Raw genomic sequence first — 13,691 nt, 5'->3', positions numbered from 1 at the left:
GTATGATTTTAGAAGCCCTCAGAAGTTCTCAAAAGACCATTTGAGAACCCTTGAGCTCATTCACGATAATTATGGAAGAATAATATCAAGTTATTTATCTGCTCAGCTTAGAAACAATGTAAAGGTTAAGATTGAGAGTATTCAGCAGATAACATACGATGAATTTATTCATTCAATTCCGAATCCTACAGTTTTAACTATTTTTAAAATGCCACCGCTAAGTGGTTCTATATTGCTTGAAACTAATCCTCAGTTTGCTTTTCAAGTGATTGACATACTGCTTGGAGGTATGGGTGATAGAAAAATTAAAATAAAAGATTTTTCTGATATAGATAAAAACATATTAAAAAAGGTTAATGCTGGTCTTATATCTAACTTGAAGCTTGCTTGGGAAGATGTTTTAGAGGTACAACCAGAGATTGAGGCACTTGAAACAAATCCTGCACTAAATCAAACGCTAGCTCCAAATGAACCCGTTGCACTAATTACTTTCTCGGTAGAACTTATGAATACAAATAATTTTATAAATATTTGTATTCCTTATTTAAGTATTGAAAAAGTACTTGATAAACTTGTTGTGCAATATTGGTTTAGAGAAAATGATGAGGATATCGTCAGTGAATCTAGAGAGAAACTAAGAAATCGGTTAAATATAGTAAAAGTACCAATGACAGGAGTGTTGGGTTCAACTAATATTACTGTAGATGAATTTTTACAATTAACTGAAGGTGATGTTATAACGCTGGATAATGCCAGCAATAGCCCAGTAAAAGTATTAGTGGAAGGTCAATTGTGTTATACAGGTATTCCGGGTACTATAGGTAAAAATAAAGGAATTGAAATATTAGATATAATAGATAAGGATGTGGAAAATTATGAGTAACGGCTTTCTTTCGCAAGAAGAAATCGACGCTCTATTAAATGGAGATGACAATAGTGCAGAACCAGAAATGACTTCTGAACCTATAAAAGGGTTTGAGCTTTCTGATATTGAGAGAGATTTGCTAGGTGAAGTTGGTAATATTTCTATGGGCTCAGCATCAACAGCTCTTTCCACTATAGTAGGGCAACCAGTTAATATTGCAACACCGGTGGTTTCAGTAAGTACACTTAAAAAATTACAAGAGAACTACGCAATTCCTAACATTGCCCTAGACGTGAAGTTTACAAGTGGTATAGCAGGTGGGAACCTTTTAGTAATGAAAACTACTGATGCAGCAGTTATAGCCAGTTTAATGATGGGCGGAGATGGTGTACTCGAATCAACACCAGAATTGTCCGAAATTGAAATTAGCGCTGTTTCAGAAGCTATGAATCAGATGATTGGATCTGCTGCAACATCTATGGCAACAATGTTTGCTAGAGAAGTTAATATTTCACCTCCAGTCTCTAAAATATGGGATGAAAATACTTTACCTTTAAATGATACTATAGATGAAAACGAAGAGATTGTTCAGGTAGCATTTAAAATAACTATTGGTGATTTGATAGATAGTACTATAATGCAAGTTCTACCTATAGAAACTGCTAAAAAAATAGTGGCTATTATGATGGGTACAGAAGAAACTAAGGAAAACATTCCGAATGAGGAAGGAGCAGTAGAAGCAGAACCAGCACCAGCAAATGAAGTGCCGAAGGATGCAAAAGCCCAAGAAAGTGTACAGCCAGAACCGCAATATGAGGCTAAACCAATTGAGAGGCAGCAGCCACAAGTAGAGGTAAGACAGGCAGATTTTAAACCTCTAACAAAGTCACCAGTTTCTAACTCTACTAGAAACATTGACTTAATATTAGATGTGCCATTAGAAATTTCCGTAGTTCTTGGAAAAACTAAAAAGAACATAAGAGATATTCTGAATTTGGGAACGGGGTCGCTAATTGAACTTGATAAGCTAGCTGAAGAGCCAGTAGATATATTGGTAAATGGCAAAAAGGTAGCATATGGAGAAGTTGTAGTGGTAGATGAGAATTTTGGAGTTAGAATTACTAGCATAATAAGTGGAGAAGAAAGAGTTAAAGCTATAGTAGAATAAAGAAATACATATTATCTAAAGGGAATAAAGAAAATTTATTCCTTTTTTTATTTAGTATAAACTTTTAAGGATTGTATACGATAATAGAATTATAGAATATAATGAAGGCTTAAAGTATAATGAAGGCTTAAAGTATAAAAAGCTAGGAGTGGATATGATGAAAATTGATGGAGTAAAAAATAACATGGCTAATGTCTATAAAAAAAGTGCAGCTAAATCGCAGCCAAAGGTAACTGAAATAAAAAAAGACACCATAGAGTTATCATCTGCTGGGAAAAGCCTAAGTGCATTATCATTAGATGGTAAATTAAACAATTCAAAAGATAAAATAGAAGCTATTAAAAATGAAGTAAACAAAGGGACCTATAAGATGGATTCAGCTTTAACTGCTAAAAAGATGATAGATATTATGAAGGGGAGAGATATTTAGTTATGAAAGAGAAACTAAATAATGTTATTATTCAGGAAATAGAAGCTGTGACTTCGCTACTAGATGAACTAGAGAAGCAACATAGATGTGTAGTCGGAAATGATATTTTTGGAATGGAAGCCTGCGTGGACAAGATTAAAAAAGCTAATAAAAACATAGCCCATAGTGAAGTTGAAAGGCGGAGTATTATGGAAAACAGAGATATGACAGAGCTTATTGAAGAATCCAATGACCAGGAGTTAAAAAATAATTTCCATAAAATCAAGCGATTATTGCAAGAAGTGGTACTTCAAAAGGACACAAATGAATTGCTTATAAAACAAGGACTTAGTTTTACAAATAGGATATTAAATGTATTAAATCCAGTAAGAGAATCAAAAACTTATAATGCATATGGAAAAGTAAAAAAATAGTATGAGGCTGGGGTGAGAAAAATGTCGGGATTATATTCAACTTTAAATGTAGCGGTGCGAGGTATGACTGCTCAACAAAATGCTTTAGATGTAACTTCTCATAATATTGCTAATGCTAATACAGAAGGATATTCTAGGCAAAGGGCAAACATGGAGACTACAAGACCATTTGGCATGCCTACTATGAACAATGCTATAGGGGTAGGCCAATTAGGTACAGGTGTACAAGTTTCCTCTATAACAAGAATTAGGGATAGTTATTTAGATTACCAGGTAAGAACGGAAAATGGTACTATGGGATTATATGAGGGACGAGAGAAATTCCTATCAGAGGTTGAAAGTATTTTTAATGAAGTTAGCGATACAGGTATATCGGATATGCTAGGTGAAGTATTTGCTTCTTGGTCAGCACTTTCAACAAGCCCAGAAAGTTCAAATACAAGAACTGTAGTGGCACAAAAGTCTGAAGCACTAACGAATCAACTGAATAGCACTTATAATTTGTTAACAAAATTAAAAACAAACTGCCAAGAAGTTATTCAAAAGGATATAGTGGATATAAACGGTATGATTGATCAGATAGATGAATTGAATCAACAAGTTAGAGCAGTGAAAATTGGTGGAAATGAGCCTAATGATCTAATGGATAAAAGGGACTTATTAGTAGATAAACTAAGCACTAAATTTGGTATTACTATAGACAAGAAAGTATTGGCGGGAGAGGACTTAAAGGCTACTGATAATGTAGGAGCAACTCCAGCTGCTGATTTATATTTTGTAAGAAGTGAATCAAGTGAGGATGTAAGTAGATTGTCTTATGTTAGTGAGATTAAAGATAACGGAGGTGGAAGTTATACAGTAACTTATTACAAAAATGGGGATATATCATCGGATAGTAATAAAAAAACTATAATTATGAGTTTAAGTGATGCTGAATATACAAGTTTAGATCAAGGTAGAGTACTTTGGGCAGATAAGGAAGGGACTGCTAAACCTAAGATTTTTGCACCGAAAACTGGAGAATTAAATGGATATCAGTCTGTACAAGGAGATATAGACAAATATGTAGGTGAGTTAAACAATCTGGCTAAGGGTATTGCTTTTTCTGTAAATGCTGTGCATAGTGGTGAAAGTGATGCAACTAATGATACACTTAAATTTTTTGTAAATAGTGATGATGAAGATAAAGAAAATGAAATTACAGCAGGAAACATTTCAGTAAATGAAAAAATACTTGATGATGTTATGCTTATTAATGTTGGAATAAATAATGATTCATCAAAAAATGGATCAACCGATGGTAATAGAGCATTAGCTATTTCACAGCTTGGTGATATTAAGTTAGGAATTCAAGATATAGATGATACTAATAGAACAACGTTTTTGGGTGCTGGATTTATACCGAATGATACTTTAGGAGTTAGTACGGTTACTTCATCTGTGAGTGGAATGACTATTAGTGGTTATTTTACAAATATCATTACTAAATTGGCTGATCAGACCCAATACGCAAAAAAAACTGTAACTAACCATACAACACTACTGGCAGGATTAAACCAATCAAGAACTTCTATATCTGGAGTATCATTGGATGAGGAAATGGCTAATATGATTCAATTTCAACATGCTTATCAAGCTAATGCAAAGATAATTTCAACTGTTGATGAGCTTTTAGATTTGGTTATAAATGGTTTGAAAAAATAAAAAATTGATTTATCTGTATTAATTAAGGGGTGAAGAGATGAGAGTAACAAATCAAATGCTATCAAACAATTTTTTGAGAGATATGAGAACCAATTTAAGTAATTTAAGCACAATACAAACGCAAATGGCCACCGGTAAGCAAATAAATAAACCTTCGGATGATCCTGCTAAAGCATCTAAGATAATGCAAATGTACACAGAGATAGATGCAAATAAACAATATAATAGTAATATAGTAAATACATCAAATTGGCTTGATGTGACAGATACAACATTAGATTATATTGGTAAAGTAGTTACAAGAATTGATGAACTTTTAGTGTCTACGGGAGGTTCTGCCAATGATATTGATTCAAGAAAAGCAATTAAGGATGAAATAAATCAAAGGGTTGGAGAAATATCACAATTACTAAATACCAGTTTTGATGGTAAGTATATATTTGGGGGAACGAACGGATCAAGTAAACCTACTAAATCTACTGAAAATTCAGATGACATTGAATTGGGGTTAACAGCCACTGCTGGTAGTGATGAGGAAACACAGTTAGAGTCTAAACTCTTAGTAGAGATATCACAAGGTGTAACTATGGAGTATAATATTACAGCATCACAAGTTATAAACTATGAAACTGGTAATGATCTTATGACATTATTGAAAGATATTACAAGTAATCTTGGCTCTACAGATTCAGCAAAAATAAAAAAATTAACAAATGAGGACTTAACAGGTATTCAATCCGTTATGACCAATATATTGAAATTGCGTTCAGAGGTTGGCGCTAAGCAAAATAGCATGGAAAGTGCAGAAGCAGCAAATACGGATCAGAATTTAAATATGACAGAAATCCTGTCTTCAACAGAAGACATAGATATTACAGAAACAGCAATGAAATATGCTACTATGCAAACAATATATATGGCATCACTTCAAACAAGTGCTATGGTACTTCAACCTTCATTACTTGATTATCTATAATAGATTGGATTTATGGTTGAAAATTGAAAGTGGAAAACTGAAAATTAATATAGAAAACATTTTTACTAAAGGAGTGAAGTTTCAACATGGAACTAATTACTAAGTATCATGGAGTTAGAGAGTATAATAATGATGATGTCATTGTTTTTAAAAAAGGGCTGCCGGGATTTAAGGACTTAAAAAACTTCATTATTTTTCCGTTAGAAAGTAATGAAGCTTTTAGTGTATTGCACTCAATTGAAGCTACTGAAGTTGGCTTAGTATTGGTATCTCCATTTAATCTGGTTTTGGATTATGAATTTAAAATACCAGATACTGATATAAAAGAATTACAAATAGCTAACCATGAACAAGTATTAGTATTAACTACAGTGACACTAAATTCAAATGTTAAAAATATGACTACAAATTTAAAAGCTCCTATCATTATTAATATAAAAGAGAAATTAGGGGAACAATTAATATTGGATAATGATAAATATAAAATAAAACAACCACTATTTAAAGAAAATGACAATTAATAATTGCTATTTATGCCATAGAGAAGCAAGGGGATGTATTAATGTTAGTAATAAGTAGAAAAAAAGGTGAATCCCTGTTAATCGGTGACGATGTAGAAATAACTATAGTTAAAATTGAAAATGGATCTGTAAAAATTGCTATAAAGGCACCAAGAGAAATTAGTATTTTAAGGTCAGAACTTTATGAAGAAGTTACAGATGAAAATCAAAGAGCTATTATTTTTGATGTATCCACACTTGAAAAATTAAAAAAATAAATTTGGAGGGAAAGAATGGAAATTAAAGGTATTAGTGAAAACATATCCATGGATTTTAGTAAAGCTCATAAAATTTCAGAAAATGTGAAGGTATCAAATCCTAATAAAAGTGAAAATATAGAAAAGGAAGTTAAAAGTGCAGTAATCAAAATAAATAAATTTTTAGAAGGTGAAAGTACCCATCTGCAATATGAAAAGCATGAAGTATTTAATGAAATGATTATAAAGGTAGTTGATAATAATTCTAATGAAGTGTTGAGAGAAATACCATCAAGAAAAATACTGGATATGGTAGCTAAAATGTGCGAGATGGCTGGTGTTTTAGTAGATAAAAAGGCATAAGTTAAGAAAAGCTCGTAACCCACTAGAATAAAGATGGGAGGAATATTATGGAGTTTAAATTAAATAAAATTGATGTAGAAATTCGAAAACGAGTTAAAGATACAACCAAGTCTGGTATAATTCATAGAAAAAATGCCATAACAGTAAATAAAGATAGAAATCCCAATGACAACTCAGGTTCCTATGAAGAATTTAAGTACAAGCTCTCAAAGTACAAGAAGAAGCATAAAATATATGTAGACGCATCTAGAAATACCCAATATGAGGTAGAGGTGTTTAAAGAGGCGTTAGAAAAAGAGCGAAGAATCATTGGAAATTTTATAGATACTAAAAAATAGAGGTGAAGAATATGGCAATAAACTCTTATGGCAATGCATTCAATACTTATAAAAGCAATAGTGTGAATTTTGCATCAAAGGATCAATTACTTTTGATGTTAGTAGACGGAGCTGCAAAATTTTCAAAAATAGGAAGACAAGCCATTTTGGATAAAGATGTTAGAAAGGCACATGCAAATATTATAAAAACTCAAAATATAATCTTTGAGTTAATGGCAACCTTGGATGTGGCAAAAGGTGGACAATGGGCAGAAAGTTTAATGCAAGTCTATGAATTTATAGCAAGAAAGCTTGCTAATGCTAATATTAAGAAAAGTGAAGAAATAATGAATGAGGTAATTCCGCTGATTGAAGATATCAGAGATACTTGGAATGAGGCTTATAAAATATCTAAAGGGAGCAAGTGAAATTTTTAATTTACTATTGATTTTCCAATAAAAACTATATAAGGGGTGATAATATATGTCAAGTATTTATCCGACAAGTAGCACTTCAAGTGCTGATACATTAAGAATATCGGGTATGGCATCTGGAATTGATACAGATGAAATGGTTAAATCTATGGTTTCGAGCTATCAATCTAAAATAGATAAAGCAAATCAAGAAAAGCAGACCTTAGCATGGCAGCAAGAGGGATATAGAGATATTATTAAAGACATAAAAGGATTGCAGGATTATTTTGATCCTCTATCAAGTAAGTATATGCTATCTGGAAATTCTTTGAATATTAATACCGTTGCTAGTGATGAGCCTTCTGTAATTACAGCGACCTCAGGGTCAACTGCTCAGGCTGGAAATTATAAGGTGAGTGTACAGCAATTAGCAGAGCAGGCGAGAATTGATGGTACTGCATTAAATTCTATTGTTGATGTGGCAGACGCAACAGCAGAATCAGCATGGAGTGGTGTTGAATTGACTATAAATAATATTACTCTTGATCCGCTAGATGCTACAACAAATACAAACACAAATGATACATCCTTAGATGAAATTGTTGCCAATATTAACAGCAAAATAGCTAAAAAACCAACTTTAAATGGTATAGTTTCAGCATCATATGTAAGTGATGCAAACGGTAACCATATAAAATTTACTAATACTAGTTCGGCTAGTTTAAGTTTGGCTGAGTCTACTAGTCCTACTCATTCAGTATTAGGTACAGTTACTTCAATTAATAGTCAAATTTCATCAAGCTCAGAATTATCAGATTTAGGTGTTGCTGACATGGGATTTAGTTTATCTTATGATGCAGCAACTACAACAACACCAATAGTAATTAGTGCCACATCTACGGATACCATACAAGTGTTAATGGATAAAGTAAAGAGTGCAACTAGTGGAGTGGTTACTATGAGTCTAGACGATACAACTGGAAAAATTTCATTTCAGTCAAAGAATTATGGCTCAACATCAAATTTAGAAATTTTGGATATTACTGGAGATACAAGTAAATTAGGTATTGCTGCTGAAACAGTTATAGGTAAAGATGCCATAGTAGCAATTACTTCTCCAGGACAATCAATGGCTACAACCACTACTCAAAGCTCTAATACGTTCACTGTAAATGGGGTTAACTATAATCTTGCTGGAGTTAGTGCGTTAAATGATACTTCAAATGTAACTGTAACAGCAAATTCAGATACGGTTGTCACCAATGTGAAAGAATTCATTGAGGAGTATAATACTGTAATATCAACAATTAATACAAAATTAGCAGAAAACAATGATCGTGATTATGCTCCATTGACTGATGCTCAAAAGAAAGCTATGAGTGAAGAGCAAATTACTACTTGGGAAACGAAAGCAAAGGCTGGGGTACTTAGAAACGATAGTTATTTAAGTAGTTTACTGACTCAATTAAGAGGAACACTATACGCACCTGTTTATAATATTTACGATAGCGCTGATACTAGTACAGGAAAAATAGCCTTAAACTTTGGTAGTTATGGGCTTAATTCTATAGGTATAGAAACATCAAATGAATATACAGATGCTGGTAAACTTGTGATTAAGGATGAAGCAAAATTAAAGAATGCCATTGAAAATAATATGGATGAATTCAAAAAAATATTTATTGGAGCTTCGAGTAGTACGTTAGACACTACTAAACCGTATATAGGTTCAGAAAATTACAATGAAGATGGTATATTCAAGAGAATGGACACTATAATGAGAGACTATGTAGCAGCACCAGGAGTGGGGAAAGATGGTACTTTTACTTTATCTGGATATATGAATATATTTGTAAATAAGCAATATGATTACAGTAAGTCAGGTACTTCTGGTAAAAATACACTACCTGATCAAGTGTATAGTAAGACCTTAAACGTTAGTAAATTTCAAGCCCAACTTGAGGCTGCTTCAACTAGGTATTATGCTAAATTCACTGCGCTAGAAACAGCTATGAATGCTTTGAATACGCAGCAGAGCTCACTTGCATCTATGCTTGGAACAGGCTAATGAATAGCATTAATAATTGATGATAAGTATTCATTATCGGTTTTCAATTAAAATAAAGTGGGTGATAAATTGAATTTAGAAGAAAATTTTATTGAATATAAAGATATCACTTTGACTATTATTGAAATAATTAAGGTAGAAGAATATGAGAAGTTAAATGAAAAATTTCAGCAAAGACAATTAATTTTAGATGATATGAATAAAATTAATTATTCAAAAGAAGAATTACAGAAACTTTATTTAAAAAATGGAATAGAAAAATTAGAAAAAATATTAGCTTCTGAAATAGAAACTAGAAAAAGTGATTTATTGGTGAAGATAAAAGATAACCAAAATAAGAAAATTGGAATGACTGGATATAATAATATATCTGCTAAAGCGGTGTTTTTGAGCAAGGAAGCTTAATGAAAGAATTATCTATGAAGATATTTTTAAATAGTAGTTCTAAAACAACATAAATATTTCGAAAGAGGTATAAAGTATAAAACGTTTCTTACGATATAATAATTAACAAGAAAATAAATAACATTTCAACAAATTAGTTAGTAAGCTCAAAGAGCTTAACTATAGATACAGTGGAACAGGGATGTCCACTTTAAAAATCAAGGAGGAATTTATTATGATAATTAACCACAACATGAGTGCAATGAATGCTAACAGGAACGTGAATATCAATTCTGCAAATGCTTCTAAATCAATGCAGAAATTATCTTCAGGTCTTAGAATTAACAATGCAGCAGATGATGCAGCAGGTCTTGCAATATCAGAAAAAATGAGAGGCCAAATTAGAGGATTAGATCAAGGCGCAAGAAATGGTCAAGATGGTATATCTTTAATACAAACTGCTGAGGGTGCTTTAAATGAAACTACAAGTATTCTTCAAAGAATGAGAGAGCTTTCAGTTCAATCTGCAACTGCAACAAATACTACTGCAGATAGAGCAGCAATTTCTACTGAATTTGAGCAAATGAAAGATGAAATTACAAGAATAGGAACTCAAACAGAATTCAATACTAAAGCGTTATTATCTGGTGCTTTTAGTGGTGCTGCTAATGCATTAAGTTTCCAAATCGGAGCTACTGCAGATCAGACAATTGATTTGGAAATTAAGAATATGACTGCAACAGGTTTGAAAATTACTGCTTCAGTAATAGTAACATCAGCAGGAGATTCACAAGATGCAACTACAATATTGGATAAAGCTTTGGCTTCTGTTTCAACTGAAAGAGCTAATCTTGGATCAGTGCAAAATAGATTAGAACATACAATTAATAATTTAAATACATCATCCGAAAATCTACAAACATCAGAATCAAGAATTAGAGATGTTGATATGGCAAAAGAAATGTCAGAGTTCTCAAAGAACAATATCTTAAGTCAGGCTGCTCAGGCTATGCTTGCACAAGCAAACCAACAGCCTCAACAGATACTTCAACTACTAAGATAATAATAGTCTAAACAATTTTAATAAGTAGCATTTCAATTAATTAATTAGTAGGCTCAAAGAGTCTAACTATAAATACAGTGGAACAGGGATGTCCACTTTAAAAATCAAGGAGGAATTTATTATGATAATTAATCACAACATGAGTGCAATGAATGCCAACAGGAACGTGAATATTAATTCTGCAAATGCTTCTAAGTCAATGCAGAAATTATCTTCAGGTCTTAGAATCAACAATGCAGCAGATGATGCAGCAGGTCTTGCAATATCAGAAAAGATGAGAGGCCAAATTAGAGGATTAGATCAAGGTTCAAGAAATGCTCAAGATGGTATCTCTTTAATCCAAACTGCTGAAGGTGCTTTAAATGAAACTACTAGTATACTTCAAAGAATGAGAGAGCTTTCAGTTCAATCTGCAACAGCAACAAACACAACTGCTGATAGAGAAGCAATTGCAACTGAGTTTAATCAAATGAAGTCTGAAATTACAAGAATAGGTACTCAAACAGAATTCAATACTAAAGCATTATTATCTGGTGGTTTTTCTTCACAGGAATTTCAAATTGGTGCAAATGCAGATCAAGTAATTAGTTTGAGCATTAATAGTATGACTGCAAGCGGGTTAGCAATTTCTAATGAATCAGTATCAACAGCTGCAGATGCGCAAACTGCAACTGCTACATTGGATACAGCTTTAGCATCAGTTTCAACTGAAAGAGCTAAGCTTGGATCAGTTCAAAACAGATTAGAACATACAATTAATAACTTAAATACATCATCTGAGAACTTACAAACATCAGAATCAAGAATTAGAGATGTTGATATGGCAAAAGAAATGTCAGAGTTCTCAAAGAATAATATCCTAAGTCAGGCTGCTCAAGCTATGCTTGCACAAGCAAACCAACAGCCACAACAAATTCTTCAACTATTAAGATAATAATAGTTGAAATAATTTTAATAAACAGTGTTCTAATAATTAGTTAGTAGGCTCAAAGAGCTTAACTACCAATGCAGTGGAACAGGGATGTCCACTTTAAAAATCAAGGAGGAATTTATTATGATAATTAACCACAACATGAGTGCAATGAATGCTAACAGGAACGTGAATATCAATTCTGCAAATGCTTCTAAATCAATGCAGAAATTATCTTCAGGTCTTAGAATCAACAATGCAGCAGATGATGCAGCAGGTCTTGCAATATCAGAAAAAATGAGAGGCCAAATTAGAGGATTAGATCAAGGTTCAAGAAATGCTCAAGATGGTATATCTTTAATCCAAACTGCTGAAGGGGCATTAAATGAAACTACAAGTATTCTTCAAAGAATGAGAGAACTCTCAGTTCAATCTGCAACTGCAACAAACACTACTGCAGATAGAAAAGCAATTGCTACTGAATTTAAGCAAATGCAATCTGAAGTTACAAGAATAGGAAATCAAACAGAATTTAATACTAAAGCATTATTGGATGGTGCTTTTAGTGGTGGTACCGCTGGATTAGACTTCCAAATTGGAGCAAATGCAAGTCAAACAATTAACTTAAAAATAGAGGATATGACTGCAACTGGATTGGGAGTTGATACTGCAGTAATATTGGTAGATACAGCTACAAATGCACAGCTAGCAACTGCAGGATTAGACACTGCTTTAGCTTCAGTTTCAACAGAAAGAGCAAATCTTGGATCAGTGCAAAACAGATTAGAACATACAATTAATAATTTAAATACATCATCCGAAAACCTACAAACATCAGAATCAAGAATTAGAGATGTTGATATGGCAAAAGAAATGTCAGAGTTCTCAAAGAACAATATCTTAAGTCAGGCTGCGCAGGCTATGCTTGCACAAGCAAACCAACAGCCACAACAAATTCTTCAACTATTAAGATAATAGTAGCTAAAAAAAGATAACAGAAATTATTTCTGTTATCTTTTTTATTAAAGTATTTTATAATTTATACGATATATTTAATAGGATGAAATCGTGGAGGACTTATTATGAATGGAATTAATAAAATATTATTAGAAGATATTAAAAAAAATATCTTGAATGATGATGAAAGATATATAATAGAAAATAGTAAGGACAATAAAAAAATATTAAAAATCAAGAAGGATGGTAAATTTTTATATTTAGGAAGTAAATATACAGTAGAAAGAGATATTGACAAGTTTAATGTTGATATTAATAAGATAACTTATAATAGTATTATTCTGATTTGGGGTTATGGAACAGGAGAACATATTATCGACTTACTAAAAAAAACAGATAATAGTAATAAAATTATTATTATTGAACCAGATGAAAAAGTATTAATAGAAAACTTGTTGTGTAATAATCTTGATATAATACTACAGTATGATAGGGTTTTTTTATTTTCTTATAAAAAAGAAAATTTGAAACGATTTTTAAGTGGAAATATAAGCGAAATGGAAATTAACAATGTGAAACTTGTAAACTATGCAAATTATGAAAGAATATATGCTAAAGAATATAATGAATTTTGTGATAGTTTTATTGAGTTTGTAAATCATAAAAGAATACAGATAAATACGTCCTTACATTTTTCAAAACAATTTTTCACTTGTTTTATGAATAATATTAAGACAATAGAAAATAGTATTACAATAAATAAGCTTAAAAATAAATTTGAAAATAGACCAGCAATAGTGGTTTCGGCAGGTCCTTCTTTAGAAAAAAATATTTGTTTCTTAAGGGGAGTTCAGGATAAATTTATAATTATAACAGGTGGTAGAACACTAAAAACCCTTTTAG

The 13,691-nt window shown here is 31.9% G+C and carries 17 protein-coding genes; all 17 read left to right on the top strand.

The annotated features are described in order from the left end of the window. On the top strand, positions 1-883 hold an 883-nt coding region (gene fliM, locus ACJAX4_RS16165; RefSeq protein ID WP_435790483.1), incomplete at its 5' end, for a flagellar motor switch protein FliM. After that, positions 876-2,033 (top strand): flagellar motor switch phosphatase FliY, encoded by a 1,158-nt coding sequence (gene fliY / locus ACJAX4_RS16160; protein WP_435790482.1) that lies wholly within the window; start codon positions 876-878, stop codon positions 2,031-2,033. The genes fliM and fliY, both read left to right, overlap by 8 nt. 157 nt (positions 2,034-2,190) lie before the next feature. Then, positions 2,191-2,463 carry a flagellar biosynthesis anti-sigma factor FlgM gene (locus ACJAX4_RS16155; protein WP_435790481.1) on the top strand — a complete coding sequence of 91 codons (273 nt, stop codon included), beginning with the start codon at positions 2,191-2,193 and terminating at the stop codon, positions 2,461-2,463. Between the two features lie 2 nt (positions 2,464-2,465). After that, positions 2,466-2,876 (top strand): flagellar protein FlgN, encoded by a 411-nt coding sequence (locus ACJAX4_RS16150; RefSeq protein WP_435790480.1) that lies wholly within the window; start codon positions 2,466-2,468, stop codon positions 2,874-2,876. Between the two features lie 21 nt (positions 2,877-2,897). Then, positions 2,898-4,580 (top strand): flagellar hook-associated protein FlgK, encoded by a 1,683-nt coding sequence (gene flgK, locus ACJAX4_RS16145; protein WP_435790479.1) that lies wholly within the window; start codon positions 2,898-2,900, stop codon positions 4,578-4,580. 37 nt (positions 4,581-4,617) lie between these two features. Then, complete coding sequence (gene flgL, locus ACJAX4_RS16140; protein ID WP_435790478.1) at positions 4,618-5,556, top strand: flagellar hook-associated protein FlgL; 939 nt, start codon at positions 4,618-4,620, stop codon at positions 5,554-5,556. 86 nt (positions 5,557-5,642) lie between these two features. Continuing rightward, the gene (gene fliW, locus ACJAX4_RS16135; protein WP_435790477.1) at positions 5,643-6,077 is read left to right on the top strand and encodes a flagellar assembly protein FliW; all 435 of its coding nucleotides are present in this window, start codon (positions 5,643-5,645) and stop codon (positions 6,075-6,077) included. Positions 6,078-6,118: 41 nt separating this feature from the next. Then, the gene (gene csrA, locus ACJAX4_RS16130; protein WP_435790476.1) at positions 6,119-6,334 is read left to right on the top strand and encodes a carbon storage regulator CsrA; all 216 of its coding nucleotides are present in this window, start codon (positions 6,119-6,121) and stop codon (positions 6,332-6,334) included. Between the two features lie 15 nt (positions 6,335-6,349). Continuing rightward, positions 6,350-6,676: a flagellar protein FlaG gene (locus tag ACJAX4_RS16125; RefSeq protein WP_435790475.1), complete on the top strand. Its 327-nt coding sequence runs from the start codon at positions 6,350-6,352 to the stop codon at positions 6,674-6,676. 47 nt (positions 6,677-6,723) lie between these two features. Next, positions 6,724-7,014, top strand: coding sequence for a hypothetical protein (locus ACJAX4_RS16120; RefSeq protein ID WP_435790474.1), 291 nt, complete (start codon positions 6,724-6,726; stop codon positions 7,012-7,014). An 11-nt stretch (positions 7,015-7,025) separates the two neighbouring features. Continuing rightward, positions 7,026-7,421 carry a flagellar export chaperone FliS gene (fliS, locus tag ACJAX4_RS16115; protein WP_435790473.1) on the top strand — a complete coding sequence of 132 codons (396 nt, stop codon included), beginning with the start codon at positions 7,026-7,028 and terminating at the stop codon, positions 7,419-7,421. A 55-nt stretch (positions 7,422-7,476) separates the two neighbouring features. After that, entirely contained in the window at positions 7,477-9,474 is a 1,998-nt protein-coding gene (fliD, locus tag ACJAX4_RS16110; RefSeq protein WP_435790472.1) for a flagellar filament capping protein FliD, read from the top strand. A gap of 69 nt (positions 9,475-9,543) precedes the next feature. Next, complete coding sequence (locus ACJAX4_RS16105) at positions 9,544-9,879, top strand: hypothetical protein (RefSeq protein ID WP_435790471.1); 336 nt, start codon at positions 9,544-9,546, stop codon at positions 9,877-9,879. A 214-nt stretch (positions 9,880-10,093) separates the two neighbouring features. Beyond that, positions 10,094-10,921, top strand: coding sequence for a flagellin (locus tag ACJAX4_RS16100; RefSeq protein WP_435790470.1), 828 nt, complete (start codon positions 10,094-10,096; stop codon positions 10,919-10,921). Between the two features lie 121 nt (positions 10,922-11,042). Beyond that, positions 11,043-11,855: a flagellin gene (locus ACJAX4_RS16095; RefSeq protein ID WP_435790469.1), complete on the top strand. Its 813-nt coding sequence runs from the start codon at positions 11,043-11,045 to the stop codon at positions 11,853-11,855. A 120-nt stretch (positions 11,856-11,975) separates the two neighbouring features. Beyond that, positions 11,976-12,806: a flagellin gene (locus tag ACJAX4_RS16090; RefSeq protein ID WP_435790468.1), complete on the top strand. Its 831-nt coding sequence runs from the start codon at positions 11,976-11,978 to the stop codon at positions 12,804-12,806. A 107-nt stretch (positions 12,807-12,913) separates the two neighbouring features. Next, a partial coding sequence (locus tag ACJAX4_RS16085; protein ID WP_435790467.1) for a 6-hydroxymethylpterin diphosphokinase MptE-like protein occupies positions 12,914-13,691 on the top strand: 778 nt, incomplete at its 3' end.

The organism is Clostridium sp. (assembly GCF_051278035.1).
Lineage (GTDB): Bacteria > Bacillota > Clostridia > Clostridiales > Clostridiaceae > Clostridium_AD.
The sequence above is the reverse complement of the archived record's forward strand: the minus strand, read 5'-3'. Positions and strand labels throughout refer to the sequence as shown.

What these genes read in the sequence shown, in the direction of transcription:
- fliY (WP_435790482.1), top strand. Translation starts at nt 876, where the DNA reads ATGAGTAACGGCTTTCTTTCGCAAGAAGAAATCGACGCTCTATTAAAT.
- ACJAX4_RS16155 (WP_435790481.1), top strand. Translation starts at nt 2,191, where the DNA reads ATGAAAATTGATGGAGTAAAAAATAACATGGCTAATGTCTATAAAAAA.
- ACJAX4_RS16150 (WP_435790480.1), top strand. Translation starts at nt 2,466, where the DNA reads ATGAAAGAGAAACTAAATAATGTTATTATTCAGGAAATAGAAGCTGTG.
- flgK (WP_435790479.1), top strand. Translation starts at nt 2,898, where the DNA reads ATGTCGGGATTATATTCAACTTTAAATGTAGCGGTGCGAGGTATGACT.
- flgL (WP_435790478.1), top strand. Translation starts at nt 4,618, where the DNA reads ATGAGAGTAACAAATCAAATGCTATCAAACAATTTTTTGAGAGATATG.
- fliW (WP_435790477.1), top strand. Translation starts at nt 5,643, where the DNA reads ATGGAACTAATTACTAAGTATCATGGAGTTAGAGAGTATAATAATGAT.
- csrA (WP_435790476.1), top strand. Translation starts at nt 6,119, where the DNA reads ATGTTAGTAATAAGTAGAAAAAAAGGTGAATCCCTGTTAATCGGTGAC.
- ACJAX4_RS16125 (WP_435790475.1), top strand. Translation starts at nt 6,350, where the DNA reads ATGGAAATTAAAGGTATTAGTGAAAACATATCCATGGATTTTAGTAAA.
- ACJAX4_RS16120 (WP_435790474.1), top strand. Translation starts at nt 6,724, where the DNA reads ATGGAGTTTAAATTAAATAAAATTGATGTAGAAATTCGAAAACGAGTT.
- fliS (WP_435790473.1), top strand. Translation starts at nt 7,026, where the DNA reads ATGGCAATAAACTCTTATGGCAATGCATTCAATACTTATAAAAGCAAT.
- fliD (WP_435790472.1), top strand. Translation starts at nt 7,477, where the DNA reads ATGTCAAGTATTTATCCGACAAGTAGCACTTCAAGTGCTGATACATTA.
- ACJAX4_RS16100 (WP_435790470.1), top strand. Translation starts at nt 10,094, where the DNA reads ATGATAATTAACCACAACATGAGTGCAATGAATGCTAACAGGAACGTG.
- ACJAX4_RS16095 (WP_435790469.1), top strand. Translation starts at nt 11,043, where the DNA reads ATGATAATTAATCACAACATGAGTGCAATGAATGCCAACAGGAACGTG.
- ACJAX4_RS16090 (WP_435790468.1), top strand. Translation starts at nt 11,976, where the DNA reads ATGATAATTAACCACAACATGAGTGCAATGAATGCTAACAGGAACGTG.